The 18,237-nt window shown below is 69.0% G+C and carries 15 protein-coding genes; 11 read left to right on the top strand and 4 right to left on the bottom strand.

Going from position 1 to position 18,237, the window contains the following annotated elements:
• The first annotated feature begins 129 nt into the window (after positions 1 to 129).
• Positions 130 to 1,773, top strand: a complete 1,644-nt coding sequence (locus tag WS70_RS16890) for an ABC-F family ATP-binding cassette domain-containing protein (protein ID WP_059471883.1) — start codon at positions 130 to 132, stop codon at positions 1,771 to 1,773.
• 326 nt (positions 1,774 to 2,099) lie between these two features.
• Here WS70_RS16890 and WS70_RS16895 read toward each other — a convergent pair whose 3' ends face one another.
• Positions 2,100 to 3,179, bottom strand: a complete 1,080-nt coding sequence (locus WS70_RS16895) for an MBL fold metallo-hydrolase (protein WP_059596812.1) — start codon at positions 3,177 to 3,179, stop codon at positions 2,100 to 2,102.
• Positions 3,180 to 3,465: 286 nt separating this feature from the next.
• Between WS70_RS16895 and aceK the strand changes: the two genes are divergently transcribed.
• From aceK to bioB, 10 genes are all read left to right on the top strand, one after another.
• Positions 3,466 to 5,277, top strand: coding sequence for a bifunctional isocitrate dehydrogenase kinase/phosphatase (gene aceK, locus WS70_RS16905; RefSeq protein WP_059596870.1), 1,812 nt, complete (start codon positions 3,466 to 3,468; stop codon positions 5,275 to 5,277).
• Positions 5,278 to 5,334: 57 nt separating this feature from the next.
• Positions 5,335 to 6,105, top strand: coding sequence for a carbonate dehydratase (can, locus tag WS70_RS16910; RefSeq protein ID WP_059471885.1), 771 nt, complete (start codon positions 5,335 to 5,337; stop codon positions 6,103 to 6,105).
• Complete coding sequence (locus tag WS70_RS16915) at positions 6,092 to 7,285, top strand: acetyl-CoA C-acetyltransferase (protein ID WP_059596813.1); 1,194 nt, start codon at positions 6,092 to 6,094, stop codon at positions 7,283 to 7,285. Before can ends, WS70_RS16915 begins: the two co-directional genes overlap by 14 nt.
• A gap of 34 nt (positions 7,286 to 7,319) precedes the next feature.
• A complete protein-coding gene (locus WS70_RS16920; protein WP_059471887.1) occupies positions 7,320 to 7,997 on the top strand; it encodes an SDR family oxidoreductase in 678 nt (225 codons plus the stop codon).
• Positions 7,998 to 8,024: 27 nt separating this feature from the next.
• Positions 8,025 to 8,483 (top strand): YchJ family protein, encoded by a 459-nt coding sequence (locus tag WS70_RS16925; RefSeq protein ID WP_059471888.1) that lies wholly within the window; start codon positions 8,025 to 8,027, stop codon positions 8,481 to 8,483.
• Between the two features lie 130 nt (positions 8,484 to 8,613).
• Positions 8,614 to 9,876, top strand: coding sequence for a dienelactone hydrolase family protein (locus WS70_RS16930; RefSeq protein ID WP_162498969.1), 1,263 nt, complete (start codon positions 8,614 to 8,616; stop codon positions 9,874 to 9,876).
• A 486-nt stretch (positions 9,877 to 10,362) separates the two neighbouring features.
• Positions 10,363 to 11,709 carry an adenosylmethionine--8-amino-7-oxononanoate transaminase gene (gene bioA, locus WS70_RS16935; RefSeq protein ID WP_059596814.1) on the top strand — a complete coding sequence of 449 codons (1,347 nt, stop codon included), beginning with the start codon at positions 10,363 to 10,365 and terminating at the stop codon, positions 11,707 to 11,709.
• Complete coding sequence (gene bioF / locus WS70_RS16940; protein ID WP_059471994.1) at positions 11,706 to 12,890, top strand: 8-amino-7-oxononanoate synthase; 1,185 nt, start codon at positions 11,706 to 11,708, stop codon at positions 12,888 to 12,890. Before bioA ends, bioF begins: the two co-directional genes overlap by 4 nt.
• Positions 12,887 to 13,609: a dethiobiotin synthase gene (bioD, locus tag WS70_RS16945; RefSeq protein WP_059471891.1), complete on the top strand. Its 723-nt coding sequence runs from the start codon at positions 12,887 to 12,889 to the stop codon at positions 13,607 to 13,609. Before bioF ends, bioD begins: the two co-directional genes overlap by 4 nt.
• A 69-nt stretch (positions 13,610 to 13,678) precedes the next feature.
• Entirely contained in the window at positions 13,679 to 14,689 is a 1,011-nt protein-coding gene (gene bioB / locus WS70_RS16950; RefSeq protein ID WP_059596871.1) for a biotin synthase BioB, read from the top strand.
• A gap of 384 nt (positions 14,690 to 15,073) precedes the next feature.
• Here bioB and WS70_RS16955 read toward each other — a convergent pair whose 3' ends face one another.
• The 3 genes from WS70_RS16955 to WS70_RS16965 form a co-directional block, all read right to left on the bottom strand.
• Positions 15,074 to 15,787 (bottom strand): copper homeostasis protein CutC, encoded by a 714-nt coding sequence (locus tag WS70_RS16955; protein WP_059596815.1) that lies wholly within the window; start codon positions 15,785 to 15,787, stop codon positions 15,074 to 15,076.
• 205 nt (positions 15,788 to 15,992) lie between these two features.
• Positions 15,993 to 16,802, bottom strand: coding sequence for a hypothetical protein (locus tag WS70_RS16960; protein WP_059596816.1), 810 nt, complete (start codon positions 16,800 to 16,802; stop codon positions 15,993 to 15,995).
• Positions 16,803 to 16,816: 14 nt separating this feature from the next.
• Entirely contained in the window at positions 16,817 to 18,220 is a 1,404-nt protein-coding gene (locus WS70_RS16965; protein ID WP_059596817.1) for an alkaline phosphatase, read from the bottom strand.
• Between the last annotated feature and the right edge of the window lie 17 nt (positions 18,221 to 18,237).

The raw sequence follows: 18,237 nt of genomic DNA on the forward strand, positions 1-18,237 counted from the left end.
GCGCACCTTTCATCCGACGAATTCCGAGCCGCCAAGTGAACAACTGAGCCTTTCCAGAATGGTTTCGCCGCCGTGCGATGCATATCGTGCGCGCCGCGCGAAAGTCGCAACCCATTTTCGGAGGTGCTCATGGCTCAGGCCGCATCCGCCACCGCGCTCGTCGCGCTCCATCGCGTTTCCTTCCGCTTCGACGACGGCGTCACGCTGTTCGATTCGCTCGACCTCACGTTCGATCGCACGCCGACCGCGATCGTCGGCCGCAACGGCGCCGGCAAGAGCGTGCTCGCGCGCCTGATCGCGGGCCGGCTCGCGCCGACGGCGGGCGCGATCGGCCGGCATGCGTCGATCGCCTTCGTCGCACAGCACGATGCCGACGCGACGCACGACCCGCAACGCACGGCCGCCGCCGTCGCGCATCTCGACGCACCGCTAGCGGCGCTCGAGCGCGTCGCGCGCGGCGATGCGCTCGAAGACGACTTCGACACGCTCGACGGGCGCTGGGATCTTGCCGAGCGCTGGCGCGCGGCGCTCGACGATGCCGGCCTGCCGATCGACGCCGATGCGCCCGCGCACACGCTGAGCGGCGGCCAGCTCGCACGCGTCGCGATGATCGGCGCGCTGCTGTCGGGCGCCGACCTGCTCGTCCTCGACGAGCCGACGAACCATCTCGATGCACCCGGCCGCACATGGCTGCGCGCCGCGCTCGCCCGCTGGCGCGGCGGCCTGATCGTCGTCAGCCACGATCGCGCGCTGCTGCACGAGGTCGCGCGGATCGTCGAGCTGACGCCGCGCGGCGCGCGCGTCTACGGCGGCAACTACGCCGCGTATCGCGCGCAGCGCGACGCCGAAGCGCACGCGGCGCAGGCCGCGCTCGATCACGCACGCGCGGAGCGCGACCGCGAGCGCCGCCGGCTCGCGCGCGAGCACGACACGATCCAGCGGCATGCGGCCGGCACACGCCGCTATGCGCTGACGGCAAACGTGTCGAGTACCGAGCGCATGGCGCTGATCGGCAGTGCGAACGACATCATGGGCCGCGTGCGGCGCGATCATCGCGACGCGAAGGCCGCAATGAGCGACGCAGTGCAGGAGGCGGCGCAGCGCGTCGAGCCGGACGCGCCGGTGCTGGTGTCGCTGCCGGGCACCGAAGTCGGCGCGCGCCGCCGGCTCTTCACGCTCGACGCCGCGCGCCTGCCGTGGCTGCCCGCGCACGCGCGCGCCGCGACCGTCACGTGGTCCGCGTACGGGCCCGCGCGGATCGCGCTCGCGGGACTGAACGGCTGCGGGAAATCGACGCTGCTGCGCGTGCTCGCCGGCGAACTCGCGCCTCGCTCGGGACGCTGCGACACGCACGTGCCGCTCGCGTATCTCGATCAGCGGCTCGCGCTGCTCGATCCGCAGCGCTCGGTCGTCGAGCAGCTCGCGGCGCTGCGCACGCCGCTCGTGGAAGGCGAGCTGCGCAGCCGCCTCGCGCTGCTACAGCTCGACGCGACGCGCGCGACTCAGCCGACCGCGCGCCTGAGCGGCGGCGAGCGGCTGAAGGCCGCGCTCGCGTGTGCGCTCTGGCGCGAGACGCCCGCGCAGCTCTTGTTGCTGGACGAGCCGACGAACCACCTCGATCTCGAATCGGTGCAGGCGTTCGAAGCGGCGCTCGAGGATTTCCCGGGCGCGATCGTCGTGGTGTCGCACGACGCGGCGTTCATCGACGCGCTCGCACCGACGCATACGATGCGGTGGACGGCAGATGGGTGGCGCTTCGAGCCCGTCGCGTGACGCCGGATCGCCGGGCATCCGAGATTGGGCCGGCGACGGCGATTCGATGTCGGGAGCGGGATCGAGCCGAGGCATGAAACCGGTGGCCTGAAGACGGCCGACGGCCCGCAACAAGCGATGCGCTCGCTTGCTGAGGCGGCGGATGGCTGCCTGCCTCAGGGGAGGGCATGCGCGCGGCAAACATCGCACGCCGAACGATGCCGGGCAATCGACGATCGGCGCAACGCGAACGGCAATCGAATCAACCGCCCGCAAGCGACATCGACGCGCCGCAATCGACAGCCCTAAATCGATCGCCCGAAGCCGCCCCCGCGCCGCTGGCCGCATCAGCCCGCCTGCCGGAACCGGATCACGCCGTCCGCGCCCGTCTCGCGCACGAGCTCGCCCGCGAGCCACAGCAGGTTCAGGTGCGCGATCGCCTCGCCGAGCGCAAAAGTCATCTGATGAATGTCGAGCTCGCGCCGCCGGAACATGATCGGCACGATGTCGGCCGCGCTCGACGGCCGCTCGCGGCACGCGTCGCGCACCTCGGCGAGCCGCGCGTCGTGATGCGCGCGCAGCTGCGCGATGCGCGTGCGCAGCCCGCGGAACGGCTTGCCGTGCGACGGCAGCACGAGCGTGTCGGACGCCATCGCCTCGTAGCGGCCGAGCGAGCCCAGATAGAGCGCGAGCGGATTCGCCTCCGGCTCGAGATCGAACACCGACACGTTCGTCGAGATCCGCGGCAGCACCATGTCGCCGGAAATCAGCACACCGTCCGCTGCGCTGTGGAGCGCGCAATGTTCGGGAGAATGGCCGTAGCCCGTGACGACGCGCCATTCTCGTCCGCCGATCTCGACCGCGTCGCCCTCGCGCAGCCGCCGGTAGCGCGGCGGCACGCCGGGCACGAGATCCGAGAAGTAGCTGCGGCGGTTGCGCAGCTTGTCGAGCGCGGCGGCGTCGGTCAGGCCATGGCGCGCGAAGTGCTCGGCCGCGCCCGGCCCGCCCGCATTCGAGCCGTTGCCGGCCGCCATCAGGCAGCCGAACAGGTATTCGCCGAGCGTCATCCACAGCCGCACGTTCCAGCGCGCGCCGTCGCCGCCTTCGCACAGCCAGTTCGCGAGTCCGAAATGATCCGGATGGCAGTGCGTGACGATCACGCGCAGCACGGGCAGGCCGTCCAGATGCGCATCGAAGATCCGCTCCCAATGCGCCTTGATGTCCGCCGACGCGATCCCGCAGTCGACGATCGTCCAGCCCGCCTGCCCGTCGATCTCGTCGCGCAACAGCCAGAGGTTGATGTGGTCGAGCGCGAACGGCAGCGGCATGCGCAGCCAGCGCACGCCCGGCGCGACCTCGACGAAGCTGCCCGGCTCGGGCAGCGTGTCGGCGAACGGGTAATCGAGTTGGTGTTCCAGTGCGTTCATCGGGGGTGTCTCGTTGCGTTGTCGTCGGGCCCGCGGTGCGGCGCGAACCGGAACCGATTCTATCGCTCAACGCGAAACCGCGCGCCGCGAGCCTTCGCGCCCCTGAAAAAAGATCGCGCCACGATCCCGCGCGAACCCCGAGCGTTGCGGGAAGATCCGCGAAACGTCGGCGAACGTCGCTGAACCGTTCGCGCGGGCCGCCTGCGCCGAATCGCCCCGCTTTGCCTAAAGCACGCCGTCCGGGCGCTAAAATGGCGTGAGCTTTCCGCCTGTGAGCCCGCGCACGATGAATCACTTTCCCAAACTGCTGTCCTCGCAGATCGGCTTCGACGTCGCGCAGACGATCCTCGAGAACTTCGATCGCCACTACCGGATCTTCCGCGAAGCGGCCGTCGAAGCGAAGGATCTGTTCGAGGGCGCGAACTGGCATGGGCTGCAGCGGCTCGCGCGCGAGCGCATCACGTCGTACGACGACCGCGTGCGCGAATGCGTCGAGCTGCTCGAAGACGAGTACGACGCCGAGAACATCGACAGCGAAGTCTGGCCGCAGATCAAGCTGCATTACATCGGTCTCCTGACATCGCACCGTCAGCCCGAATGCGCGGAGACGTTCTTCAATTCGGTGTGCTGCAAGATCCTGCATCGCTCGTACTTCAACAACGACTTCATCTTCGTGCGCCCGGCGATCTCGACCGAATACATCGAGAACGACGAGCCCGCCGCGAAGCCGACCTACCGCGCGTACTATCCGGGCAGCGAGGGGCTCGCGGCGACGCTCGAGCGGATCGTCACGAATTTCCAGCTGAACCCGCCGTTCGAGCATCTCGAGCGCGACATCGCCTGCATCATGCAGGCGATCCACGACGAGTTCGGCGCGTTCGACGAAGCGGTGAATTTCCAGATCCACGTGCTGTCGTCGCTGTTCTACCGGAACAAGACCGCGTACATCATCGGCCGCATCATCAACGGCGACCGCGTGCTGCCGTTCGCGGTGCCGATCCGCCACGTGCGCGCGGGCCTTCTCGCGCTCGACACCGTGCTGCTGCGCCGCGACCAGTTGAAGATCATCTTCAGCTTCTCGCACTCGTACTTCCTCGTCGACATGAACGTGCCGTCCGCGTACGTGCAGTTCCTGCGTTCGATCATGCCGGGCAAGCCGAAGGCCGAAATCTACACGTCGGTGGGCCTGCAGAAGCAGGGCAAAAACCTGTTCTATCGCGATCTGCTGCATCACCTGTCGCATTCGAGCGACCGCTTCATCGTCGCGCCCGGCATCAAGGGGCTCGTGATGCTCGTGTTCACGCTGCCGTCGTTTCCGTACGTGTTCAAGATGATCAAGGACCGCTTCCCGCCGCCGAAGGAAACGACGCGCGAGCAGATCATGGACAAGTACCTGCTCGTCAAGCGCCACGACCGTCTCGGCCGGATGGCGGACACGCTCGAATACTCGAGCGTCGCCCTGCCGCTCGCGCGGCTCGACGACGCGCTCGTGCGCGAGCTCGAAAAGGAAGTGCCGTCGCTGCTCGAATACGACGGCGACAACCTCGTCATCGAGCACCTGTACATCGAGCGCCGGATGGTGCCGCTCAACCTGTATCTGCAAAGCGGCAACGACGCGAAGATCGAGCACGGCGTGCGCGAGTACGGCAACGCGGTGAAGGAGCTGATCCAGGCGAACATCTTCCCCGGCGACATGCTGTACAAGAACTTCGGCGTCACGCGCCACGGGCGCGTCGTGTTCTACGACTACGACGAGATCGAGTACCTGACCGACTGCAACGTCCGCCGCGTGCCGCCGCCGCGCACCGACGAAGACGAGATGTCCGACGAACCGTGGTATACGGTCGGCCCGCACGACATCTTCCCGGAAACCTACGCGCCGTTCCTGCTCGGCGATCCGCGCGTGCGCGAATACTTCATGAAGCATCACGCCGACTTCTTCGATCCGCAACTCTGGCAGGACAGCAAGGACCGCCTGCTGCGCGGCGAGCTGCCCGATTTCTTCGCGTACGAGCCGGCGCTGCGCTTCTGCATCCGCTATCCGGCGCGTTTCTCCGAAGGCGACGCGGCCGACGCCGGCAAGCGCGCCGCCGCATGAGCGCGGCCGCCCGCCGCGCACGAACGCCCCTCTTTCATCCCACGGAAACGACTTGAGATGAACACGAACGACCATCCGCTCTCCCATCTGTTCGACAACAACGACGCCTGGGTCAAACGCAAGCTCGCCGGCGACCCGCAATACTTCTCGCGCCTCGCCGACCAGCAGGCGCCCGAGTATCTGTGGATCGGCTGCTCCGATTCGCGCGTGCCCGCGAACCAGATCATCGGCCTGCCGCCCGGCGAAGTGTTCGTCCACCGCAACATCGCGAACGTCGTCGTGCACACCGACCTCAACTGCCTGTCGGTGATCCAGTTCGCGGTCGATCTGCTGAAGGTCAAGCACATCATGGTCGTCGGCCACTATGGCTGCTCCGGCGTGAACGCGGCGCTGCACAACCGCCGCGTCGGGCTCGCGGACAACTGGCTGCATCACGTGCAGGACGTGCGCGAGAAGCACGCGTCGCTGCTCGACGAATGGCCGCTCGGCGAAGCGCGCTACCGGCGCCTCATCGAACTGAATTCGATCGAGCAGGTCGTCAACGTGTGCCGCACGACGATCGTCAACGACGCGTGGGCGCGCGGCCAGCCGCTCACCGTGCACGCGCTCGTGTACGGCGTGCAGGACGGCCGGATGCGCAATCTCGGGATGTCCGTGTCGCATCCCGACGAACTGGATGCGACGTACCGTCGCGCGGTCGGCGCGCTCTCGGCAAAAAGCGCGCATTCGGCGGACAATGACGTCGTGGCGGCCGACGCGGCGCAGCTCGCCGGCGCGGTCGATCTCATTGCCCAAACCATCAAGGAGACGAAACATGACGGCTGTTGATCAGGATCCGATCGTCATCGCTTCGGCGGCACGCACGCCGATCGCGGGCTTTCAGGGCGACTTCGCTTCGCTCGCCGCGCCGCAGCTGGGCGCGGCCGCGATCGCCGCGGCGCTCGAGCGCGCGGGCCTGAAACCGGAGCAGATCGACGAAGCAATCATGGGCTGCGTGCTGCCCGCGGGTCAGGGCCAGGCCCCCGCGCGGCAAGCGGCGCTCGGCGCGAAGCTGCCGCTTTCCGTCGGCTGCACGACGGTCAACAAGATGTGCGGCTCGGGCATGCGCGCGGCGATGTTCGCGCACGACATGCTCGTCGCGGGCTCGGTCGACGTGGCGATCGCGGGCGGCATGGAAAGCATGACGAACGCGCCGTACCTGCTGCCGAAGGCGCGCGCGGGGATGCGGATGGGCCACGGCCAGGTGCTCGACCACATGTTCCTCGACGGCCTCGAGGACGCGTACGACAAGGGCCGCCTGATGGGCACGTTCGCCGATGAATGCGCGGGCGAGTACGCGTTCACGCGCGAGGCGCAGGACGCGTTCGCGATCGAATCGCTCGCGCGCGCGAAGCGGGCGAACGAAGACGGCTCGTTCGCGTGGGAAATCGCGCCCGTGACGGTCGCCGGCAAGAAGGGCGAAACGATCGTCGCGCGCGACGAGCAGCCGTTCAAGGCAAGCCCCGAGAAGATTCCGACGCTCAAGCCCGCGTTCAGCAAGACGGGCACCGTGACCGCCGCGAATGCGTCGTCGATCTCCGACGGCGCGGCCGCGCTCGTGATGATGCGCCGCTCGACGGCCGACAGGCTGGGCGTCGCGCCGCTCGCGCGCGTCGTCGGCCATTCGACGTTCGCGCAGGCGCCGTCGAAGTTCACGACGGCGCCCGTCGGCGCGATCCGCCGCCTGTTCGACAAGAACGGCTGGCGCGCGGCCGAAGTCGATCTGTACGAGATCAACGAGGCGTTCGCGGTCGTCACGATGGCGGCGATGAAGGAGCACGACCTGCCGCACGACAAGGTGAACGTGAACGGCGGCGCGTGCGCGCTCGGCCATCCGATCGGCGCATCGGGCGCACGCATCCTCGTCACGCTGATCGGCGCGCTGCGCGCGCGCGCGGCCAAGCGCGGCGTCGCGAGCCTGTGCATCGGCGGCGGCGAGGCGACCGCGATGGGCATCGAGCTGATCTGACCGATCCGGCGCGCACTCGAACAGGAGTCCTTCGATGAAGACCGTATTGATCGTCGGCGCATCGCGCGGCATCGGCCGCGAGTTCGCGCGCCAATATCTGCACGACGGCTGGCGCGTGATCGCCACCGCGCGCGACGAAGCGTCGCTCGCATCGCTCGATTCGATCGGCGCGCGCGCGCTCGCGCTCGACGTCGCGCAGCCCGAAGCGGTCGCCGCGTTCGACGGGCGGCTGGGCGACGTCGCGCTCGACGCGGCCGTCGTCGTGTCGGGCGTGTACGGTCCGCGCACGGCGGGCGTCGAGCCCGTCAGCGCGGGGGACTTCGACGCGGTGATGCACACGAACGTGCTCGGCCCGATGCTGCTGCTGCCGATCCTGCTGCCGCTCGTCGAGGAGAGCCGCGGCGTCCTCGCGGTGCTGTCGAGCAAGATGGGCAGCATCAGCGAGGCGACCGGCACGACAGGCTGGCTGTATCGCGCGAGCAAGGCGGCGGTGAACGACGCGCTGCGGGTCGCGTCGCTGCAGGCGCGGCATGCGGCCTGCATCGCGCTGCATCCGGGCTGGGTGCGCACCGACATGGGCGGCGCGCAGGCCGCGCTCGATCCGCAGGCGAGCGTCGCCGGCATGCGCCGCGTGATCGCGCAGGCGGCGGGCGACCGCGAGCATGCGAACGGCCGCTTCTTCCAATACGACGGCGTCGAGCTCGGCTGGTGAGCCGGCCGCTCCGTCCCTCGAATCACGATGCAAGCCACGACGAATATCTCCGAGCGTCCGCTCGACTGTCCGTGCGGCGGCGCCGCGCCCGGCGCGTCCGCGAATGCACGGGCGCCGCGTTACGCGGATTGCTGCGGACGCCTGATCGACGAGCATGTCCCCGCGTCGACGGCGCTCGAGCTGATGCGTTCGCGCTATAGCGCCTACGTGCTCGGCGCGACCGACTACCTGCGCGCGACCTGGGACCCGCGCACCTGCCCGCCCGACCTCAACGCAAACGCCGACGCCGGCCGCGCGGACGCGCCGCGCTGGCTCGGCCTCGCGATCAGGCGTCATGCGCCGCTCGACGATACGCACGCCGAAGTCGAATTCGTCGCGCGCTACAAAGTCGGCGGACGCGCGCACCGGATGCACGAAACGAGCCGCTTCACGCGCGACGCGCAAGGCGCGTGGCGCTATGTCGACGGCGATGTAAGCGACCGCTGAGTTCGCCCCGGCCGATATCCGCGGACTGCGACGAATTTCGCAATGCCGGGTTATTCCGGCATTGCACAACCGAAATTTGTCAGGCTAGGATGGCCCACATTTGGTGCAATTCGCGTCGGTGGGCTCAGGCATGGCATTTGGCAAGGTGATGACGGGATGGATCGCGGCATGCGTGCTGTCGGCCGCTCAGGCCGGTCCGCTGCCGTCCGGCATTCCGTCCGCGCCTGCCGCCGCGCCCCGCGCGCTCGCGAACGCCGAGCGCTTCGACTACGGCGATTCGGGCCTACCGCCCGTCGCCGCGAATCTCAACGAAACGATCATCCGCATCCCGATCGACGCCGCCGGCACGGTCACGCTCGAGGCGACGGTGTTCAAGCCGGACGGCCCCGGCCCGTTCCCGCTCGTCGTCTTCAACCACGGCAAGAATCCCGGCGATCTGCGCGCGCAGCCGCGCAGCCGGCCGCTGTCGTTCGCACGCGAGTTCGTGCGGCGCGGCTATGCGGTCGTCGCGCCGAACCGCGAAGGCTTCGCGGGCTCGGGCGGCGCGTACATCCAGGAAGGCTGCGACGTCGAGCGCAACGGCGTCGCGCAGGCGCGCGACGTCGCCGCGACGATCGGCTACATGTCGAAGCTGCCTTACGTCGACGCGCGGCGCGTCGTCGTCGCGGGCACGTCGCACGGCGGCCTCGTGTCGCTCGCCTACGGCGCCGAAGCCGCGCGCGGCGTGCGCGGGATCATCAACTTCTCGGGCGGGCTGCGCCAGGATCTCTGCGAAGGCTGGCAGAAGAACCTCGTCAACGCGTTCGATACGTACGGCTCGCGCACGCACGTGCCATCGCTGTGGCTGTACGGCGACAACGACTCGGTGTGGTCGCCCGCGCTCGTCGCGCGATTGCGCGACGCGTACACGTCGCACGGCGCGAGCACGCTCTTCGTCGACTTCGGCCGCTACAAGGACGACGCGCACCGGATCATCGTCGATCGCGACGGCGTGCCGATCTGGTGGCCGCCCGTCGCGTCGTTCCTCGCGCAGCTCGATCTGCCGACCTCGGTCCGCTACGCGGTCGCGAATCCGCACGAGCCGAAGGCGACCGGCTACGCGGCGATCGACGCGGTCGAAGCCGTGCCGTTCGTCGACGACGCCGGCCGCGCCGCGTATCGCCGCTTCCTCGCGCAGCATCCGAGCCGCGCGTTCGCGGTATCGAGCGAAGGCGCGTGGTCGTGGGCCGAAGGCGGCGACGATCCGATGGCGCTCGCGCTCGAAGGCTGCCGCAAGCAAGGCGCCGGACAATGCCAGCTCTATGCGGTCGACAATCGCGTCGTCTGGCGCGATGCGGGCGCGCAAACGGCAGACGAATCGCCGAGCGCCGCGCGCGCGCTCGCGAGCCGCTGATCGGCTCATCGGCCGCGCGTGTGCCAGCGTCGAGGCAAGACGCTTTCCTTCCCCGCTTTTTTTCCGCTTTCCTCACATCGATGCCGCGCGTCGTCCGCGCGCGCCACCGGCTCCTCAGTCCACGCCGATTGCATTCGACCGCGCGCGAAAGCGCTTTTTTCCGTCGCTCACCGTTTTTCGGCCATGCGCCGCACGGTTTCCGTTCAACGGGTAGCGACTCTTTGCCGTCGCCTTATGCGCCCTATTCGAACGATCTGAACCGAACCGTCGCGAGCCGTCGCGAAATGCGCCGAACTCCGCCACCAGAAAGGCGCCAGCGTTTTGTAACGGGTACTGCAACGAAGCGCAAAACACGCTAATCTCAGCCCCGGTTTTCGTTTTGCACACGCGTTTTCGCCATCCGATCGAGCGCCTTCGCCGCCGTCGATCCCGCATGAGCGAGCGGCGCCTCTCGCGCCCTCGACGCGTTTTGGTCCCGGAGCAGTCTTGAGCACACACGCAACCGACGACTGGGTCGCGCGCAGCCTGCGCGCGGTCTGGCACCCTTGCACGCAGATGAAGCACCATGAACGGCTGCCGCTCATCCCGGTCGCGCGCGGCGAACGCGCGTGGCTCGTCGATCGCGCAGGCAACCGCTATCTCGACGCGATCAGCTCGTGGTGGGTGAACCTGTTCGGCCACGCGAACCCGCGCATCAACGCGGCGCTGAAAGCGCAGCTCGACACGCTCGAGCACGCGATGCTTGCGGGCTGCACGCACGAGAGCGCGATCGAGCTCGCCGAGCGTCTCGCCGCGCGCACGCGGCACACGCTCGGCCATGCGTTCTTCGCATCGGACGGCGCGTCGGCCGTCGAGATCGCGCTGAAGATGAGCTTCCATGCGTGGCGCAATCGCGGCCGCGGCGACAAGCACGAATTCGTCTGCATCGCGAACGGTTATCACGGCGAGACGATCGGCGCGCTCGGCGTGACCGACGTCGCGCTGTTCAAGGACGCGTACGATCCTCTGATCCGCGCCGCGCACGTCGTCGCGTCGCCCGATGCGCGCAACGCGCAGCCGGGCGAAACGGCCGCGGACGTCGCCGCGCGCGCGCTCGAAGACGTGAAGCGCCTCTTCGCCGAGCGCGGCGACAGGATCGCCGCGCTGATCGTCGAGCCGCTCGTGCAGTGCGCGGCCGGCTTCGCGATGCACGATCCGTCGTACGTGCGCGGCTTGCGCGCGCTGTGCGACGCGCACGACGTGCATCTGATCGCCGACGAGATCGCGGTCGGCTGCGGGCGCACCGGCACATTCTTCGCGTGCGAGCAGGCGAACGTGTGGCCCGATTTCATGTGTCTGTCGAAGGGCATCAGCGGCGGCTATCTGCCGCTGTCGCTCGTGCTGTCGCGCGACGCGATCTTCGATGCGTTCTACGACGACGACGTCGCGCGCGGCTTCCTGCACTCGCATTCGTACACCGGCAATCCGCTCGCGTGCCGCGCGGCGGTCGCGACGCTCGACCTGTTCGACGCCGACGACGTGCTCGCCGAGAACGCGCGCAAGTCCGCGCTGATGCGCGCAGCGCTCGCGCCGCTCGCGTCGCATCCGCACGTGCGTCACCTGCGCGAGCGCGGCACGATCTTCGCGTTCGACGTCGCGCTCGAAGGCGACGCGGCAAAGACGTTCCCGCGCCGCTTCTTCGAGCACGCGCTCGCGCGCGAGACGCTGCTGCGCCCGATCGGCACGACGGTTTATCTGATGCCGCCGTACATTCTCGACGACGGCGAAATCGAATGGCTCGCTTCGCGCACGCGCGCGACGCTCGACGCAACGCTCACGGAGGCACGCTCATGAATCTGCTCGCCACGCTCGAACGCGGCCTCGCCGATCTCGACGCGCAAGGGCTGCGCCGCCGCCGTCGCATCGCCGACACCGCGTGCAGCGCGCACATGACGGTCGACGGCCGCGAGATCGTCGGCTTCGCCAGCAACGATTATCTCGGGCTCGCCGCCCACCCCCGGCTGATCGAAGCCTTCGCCGAAGGCGCGCGCCGCTACGGCTCGGGCAGCGGCGGCTCGCATCTGCTCGGCGGCCACTCGCGCGCGCACGCGGCGCTCGAAGACGAACTCGCCGCATTCTCGGGCGGCTTCTCCGACGCGCCGCGCGCCCTCTACTTCAGCACCGGCTACATGGCGAACCTCGCCGCGCTGACCGCGCTCACGGGCCGCGGCGCGACGATCTTCTCGGACGAACTGAACCACGCATCGCTGATCGACGGCGCGCGGCTGTCGCGCGCCGACGTAGCGGTCTATTCGCACGGCGACATGCACGCGCTCGAAGCGCGGCTCGCCGCATCCGACGCGCAAACGAAGCTGATCGTCTCCGACACCGTGTTCAGCATGGACGGCGATGTCGCGCCGCTCGCGCGCCTCGTCGCGCTCGCCGAAGCGCACGGCGCATGGCTCGTCGTCGACGACGCGCACGGCTTCGGCGTGCTCGGCCCGCAAGGGCGCGGCGCGCTCGCCGCATACGGGCTGCGCTCGCCGAACCTCGTCTACGTCGGCACGCTCGGCAAGGCGGCGGGTGTTGCGGGCGCGTTCGTCGTCGCGCACGAGACCGTGATCGAATGGCTCGTGCAGCGCGCGCGCAGCTACATCTTCACGACGGCCGCGCCGCCGTCCGTCGCGTGCGCGGTGTCCGCGAGCCTCGAGGTGATCGCGAGCGACGAAGGCGACGCGCGGCGCGCGCATCTCGCCGCGCTGATCGACCGCACGCGTGCGATCCTGCGCGCGACGCCGTGGCGGCCGGTCGATTCGCACACGGCCGTGCAGCCGCTCGTGATCGGCAGCAACGAAGCGACGCTCGCCGCGATGGCCGCGCTCGACGCGCAAGGCCTGTGGGTGCCCGCGATCCGGCCGCCGACGGTGCCGGCCGGCACGTCGCGGCTGCGGATCTCGCTGTCGGCCGCGCATTCGTTCGACGATCTCGCGCGCCTCGAAGCGGCGCTCGTCACACCGGTCGAGGCCGCCGCATGAGCGCGCCGCTTTCGCTGTTCGTGACGGGCACCGATACCGAGATCGGCAAGACCTTCGTGTCAGCCGCGCTGCTGCACGGCTTCGCGCGCGCCGGGCTGCGCGCGGCCGCGCTGAAGCCGATCGCCGCGGGCGCATACGAGCGCGACGGCGTATGGCGCAACGAAGACGCGGACCAGCTCGACGCCGCCGCGAACGTCGCGCTGCCCGCCGCGATCCGCACGCCGTTCCTGCTGAAGGCGCCCGCCGCGCCGCACATCGCCGCCGCGCGCGAAGGCGTGACGCTCGACATCGACACGATCGTCGCCGCGCATCGCCGCGCGTGCGAAGCAGCGGATGTCGTCGTCGTCGAAGGCGTCGGCGGCTTTCGCGTGCCGCTGACCGACACGCGCGACACCGCCGATCTCGCGATCGCGCTCGGCTTGCCCGTCGTGCTCGTCGTCGGCGTGCGGCTCGGCTGCATCAGCCACGCGCTGTTGACCGCCGACGCGATCGCCGCGCGCGGCCTCGCGATCGCCGGGTGGGTCGCGAACCGCGTCGATCCGGCGATGCGCTTCGCCGACGAGAACGTCGACACGCTGCGCGCATGGCTCGAACGCGAGCACTGCGCGCCGCTCGTCGGCGACGTCGCGCACATGCGCCCGCCGTCGCCGGAGGCGGCGTCGGACGCGCTCGACGTGAACCGCTTGCTGAACGCGCTGCGCGCCGCCGCGCCGCGCTGATTTTTTGCCGGCTTATCGCCGATCGCCCATGATTTTTCGAATCGATCCCTGTTCCGAAGGATGACCGACATGACCCAAGCTCAAACCGCTTCCGCGACGACCGAAACGCCGGTGGCCGCGCCCGTCGCGCCGCGTTGGCGCGTCGCCGACGTGATCGCGCTCTACGAGCTGCCGTTCAACGATCTGCTGTTCCGTGCGCAGCAGGTGCATCGCGAGCACTTCGACGCGAACGCGATCCAGCTGTCGACGCTGCTGTCGATCAAGACGGGCGGCTGCGAAGAGGACTGCGGCTACTGCTCGCAGTCCGCGCATCACGACACCGGCCTGAAGGCGGAGAAGCTGATGGAAGTGGATGCGGTGCTCGCCGCCGCGCGCGCCGCGAAGGACAACGGCGCGACGCGCTTCTGCATGGGCGCGGCGTGGCGCAATCCGAAGGATCGGCACATCGAGCCGATCAAGGACATGATCCGCGGCGTGAAGGAGATGGGCCTCGAGACCTGCGTGACGCTCGGCATGCTCGAGGCGCATCAGGCGAAGGCGCTCGCCGAAGCGGGCCTCGACTATTACAACCACAATCTCGACACGTCGCCGGAGTTCTACGGCCAGGTCATCTCGACGCGCACCTACCAGGATCGCCTCGACACGCTCGAGCGCGTGCGCGACGCGGGCATCAACGTGTGCTGCGGCGGGATCATCGGAATGGGCGAATCGCGCCGCGAGCGCGCGGGCCTGCTCACGCAGCTCGCGAACATGAACCCGTATCCGGAATCTGTGCCGATCAACAATCTCGTCGCGATCGAAGGCACGCCGCTCGAGAGCGCGGAGCCGCTCGACCCGCTCGAGTTCGTGCGCACGATCGCGGTCGCGCGGATCACGATGCCGAAGGCGATGGTGCGGCTGTCGGCGGGCCGCGAGCAGCTCGACGATTCGATGCAGGCGCTGTGCTTCCTCGCGGGCGCGAACTCGATGTTCTACGGCGACGTGCTGTTGACGACCGGCAATCCGCGCGCGGAAGCGGACCGCAAGCTGCTCGCGCGGCTCGGGATGTCGGCGAGCGAGGCGACGCAGTTGAGGGCTTGATGGCTTGAGGGCTTGAGGGCTTGAGGGCTTGAGGGCTTGAGGGCTTGAGTACGAGGGCCGATGTCGGCGGTGCGCGCGGAAATGCGGCTGCCGGTCAACGCAGGCTCGGCGCTTATCGCTCGGTGCTCGGTGCTCGGTGCTCGGTGCTCGGTGCTCGGTGCTCGGTGCTCGGTGCTCGGTGCTCGGTGCTCGGTGCGGAAGTTGAACGCCGAACACCAAACGCCAGCATGATCGATACAAAAATGCCGGGACGATGAACTGCCCCCCGAAAGTTGGACGCCGATCCAATCTTTGAGGTGTTTTTCATGATCATGAGATCCCGGTCCTTTTTGTCACGCATCGACGAATCCTCGCACGCACACGTGCCCGCGTTCGATCGGGGCCCTACTCCCGCCCCGCCGCATCGAGCGTCGCACGCGCCTTCGCGACGAGCCGCTCGTCGATCGGCGCGAGCACCTCGCCGCGCTCGCGCACGCCCGAGCCCAAGTGCACGGCCCGCACACCTGTCGCGCGCACGAAGCCGCCGACCGCATCGACAGTAAGCCCCGCCCCCGCGAGCACCGTGCACGTCGAGCCTTCGGCGCGGCGCACCATCCGCGCGACGACTTCGCGTGCGTCGAGCACCGACGGATGCCCGCCCGATGTCAGCACCGACGTGACAGACGGCACGCGCAGCAGCGTGTCGAGCGCGGCATTCAGATCACGCGCGACGTCGAAGGCGCGATGAAACGTGAGGTCGCGCCCGTCGGCCGCGTCGGCGATGCGCCGCAACGCATCGAGATCGACGTCGCCGTGCGCATCGAGCATCCCGAACACAACGCCGTTCACGCCCGCCGCGACGGCCGCGCGCACGTCGCGTGCGATCGCCGCGAGCTCGCTCGCGTCGTAATGGAACGAGCGGCTGTGCGGCCGCACGATCACGTTGACGGGAATCGGCACCGCGGCCGCGACGGCCTCGATCACGCCGATGCTCGGCGTCAATCCGCCTTCGCTGATCGCGGTGACGAGTTCGAGACGATCGGCGCCCGCGCGGGCGGCGGCTTTCGCATCGCCGATCGTCGTCGCGATGACTTCGAGAAGGATCGAGGAAGCTGGCATCGAAGCGGCCCGGGTCGAATTGAACCAGCCAGCATCGTAACCGACGAAAAACCCGCGTGCGCGTGCGCGGCGCAGCGCGGCACGACGAAACGTACCTACGCGCGCCTTGCCTTGCCTTGCCTTGCCTTGCCTTGCCTTGCCTTGCCTTGCCTTGCCTTGCCTTGCCTTGCGCAGCATCGCACGCGAACGTATCGCGCTTCGCACGTCAGTCGAGATAGTCCGCGTATTCCTTGCGCGCATACGACTGCAACTGCTGCCACGGCAGCACCTTCGCGCGCGGCGCCGGCGTGAGCGTCAGCTTGCGCGCCGCGTGGCCGTCCGCGCTGCGATACTCGATCGCGAGCGGCGCCTGCAGCGTGTCGCTCCACAGAATGCGGTTCATGCCCTGCGCGCGCGGCGCGCCGACCGTCTGCTCGTACCAGCGCGTGCCGGGCGTCGGCCCCGGCTTCGACTTCGCGGCGAAGCGCTTCAATTGCGACGGCGGCGTGATGTAGTACGCGTTGTCCCACGAGCCGTCGAAGCCCGTCGTCTCGTACTCGGTGGACGGCACCGCGACGATCGTGCGCTGCGCCGCATCCACGTATTCGATGCGGACCCGGCCGCCGTCGTACGTCACGTGCCGCGTCGCCGCATCGAAGTTGAAGTGCTTGTGGCCCGCGTGCGCGTCCGTCGTCGCCGCGGCGGGACGCACGCCGCCGCGCGGTGCTTGCGCACGCGCATCGTCGTGCGCGTGATCGCCATGCGCGTGCGCGTCGTTTGCTTCGGCATGCTTCACACCCGCAGGCAGCACGCGCTCGATCCACACGTGCCCGTCGCGGCGCACCATCCGCTCGCGATAGACGACGGTGCGCGTCACGCCGTCCGCGCTCACCGATGTACTTTCGTGCAGCAGTACCGCGTCGAGATCGGGTGCGGAAGACGCGGCAACCGCTGACGCAGTGGCGAGCGTAACCGCCGCACCAAGTACAACACACACGCGCCGCGCGACGGTTCGTTTCACCGCGAACATCCGCATCGCCTCCCGTTTGCTCAGAACCCGAACGCCGACTTCACGAGGCCGAACACCTTCGTGTTGTCGAGCGTGCCCTTGAACGCCTTCGCATCGGCGCCGTCCGCGAACAGCATCACGTCGCCGCCGCCGTGCGTCTCGGAGCCGGGGCTGCCCATCCGCACGCCGACTTCCTGCAGGTACGCCTCGCCCGTCGCGGTCGCCGAATCCACCGACGCGCGCAGGTTCGGCCGGTTCGCGCCGTTGCCGAACACGAGCGTCGTATACGTGTTGCCGTCCGCGTCCTTGCTGGGCTGGCCGTCGCGATAGCTGCGGCTGATGTCGAGAATCGGATTGCCGCGCTTCGAATAGCCGTTGATCGTCATCGTGTGGTCGTGGTCGGCCGTTACGACGATCAGCGTGTTCGACAGATCGACCTTCGCGAGCGCGGTGCGGATCGCCTCGTCGAACGCGACCGTGTCTTCGAGCGCGCGCTTCGCGTTCGTGCCGTGCAGCGCGTGATCGATCCGGCCGCCTTCGACCATCAGGAAATAGCCGTTCGGATTCTTCGACAGCACGTCGATCGCCTTCGCGGTCATCTCCGCGAGGCTCGGCTGCGCCGGGCCTTCTCCCTTGCCCGCGACACGATCGAGCTCGTACTCGAGATGGCTCGTCGTACTGAAGAGTCCGATCAGCTTGCCGCCGCCCGCCTGCGCGAGCTGGTCCTTCGTCGCGGCAACCACGTAGCCCTTCGCCTGCAGCTCGGCGAGCAGATTGCGCCCGTCCGCGCGACCGCGCTTGTTCGCGACCGGATCGAACGGCGTCCAGTGATTTCGGCCGCCGCCCATCAGCACGTCGACGCCGTCGCCGAGCGCCGCGTTGTAGCCCGCGCCGCCCGGCACCGCCTGCGCGGCGATGTCGTACTGCGCATCGCGATGGCAGATGTGCGAGTAGGTCGCGGCGGGCGTCGCGTGCGTGAGCTCGGTCGTCGTGACCGCGCCGACCGCCTTGCCGCGCGCCTTCGCGAGCTCGAGCAGCGTCGGCGCGGCCTTGCCGTTGTTCGCGCCGCAGTTGTTCACCGTCTTGTTGCCGTTCGCGTCGCTGCCCGGCGCGATCGCGCGCGTGTCGGACGACATCGACAGCACTTCGTTGTTCATCTTCACGCCGGTCATGTACGCGGCCATCGACGGCGCGCTGTCGGTCGTCTGCGCGTCATTCGAGAAAGTCTTGATGCGCGCGGTGCGCGGCAGCTTCTCCATCGTCAGTTGACCGGCCTCGCCGACCTTGTAGATGCGGCTCGCCGTCACGGTCGTCGGGCCCATCCCGTCGCCGAGGAAGAAGATCACGTTCTTCGCCTGGCCCTCGGCATGCGCCGCGTTGCCGAAACCGCCCGCGAGGGCCGCCGCGGCGAACGCCGCCGCCGCGATGCGCTTCATAGTCGACATCCTGTTTTCCCCTGTTC

The sequence above is a fragment of the Burkholderia mayonis genome, from assembly GCF_001523745.2.
Taxonomy (GTDB): domain Bacteria; phylum Pseudomonadota; class Gammaproteobacteria; order Burkholderiales; family Burkholderiaceae; genus Burkholderia; species Burkholderia mayonis.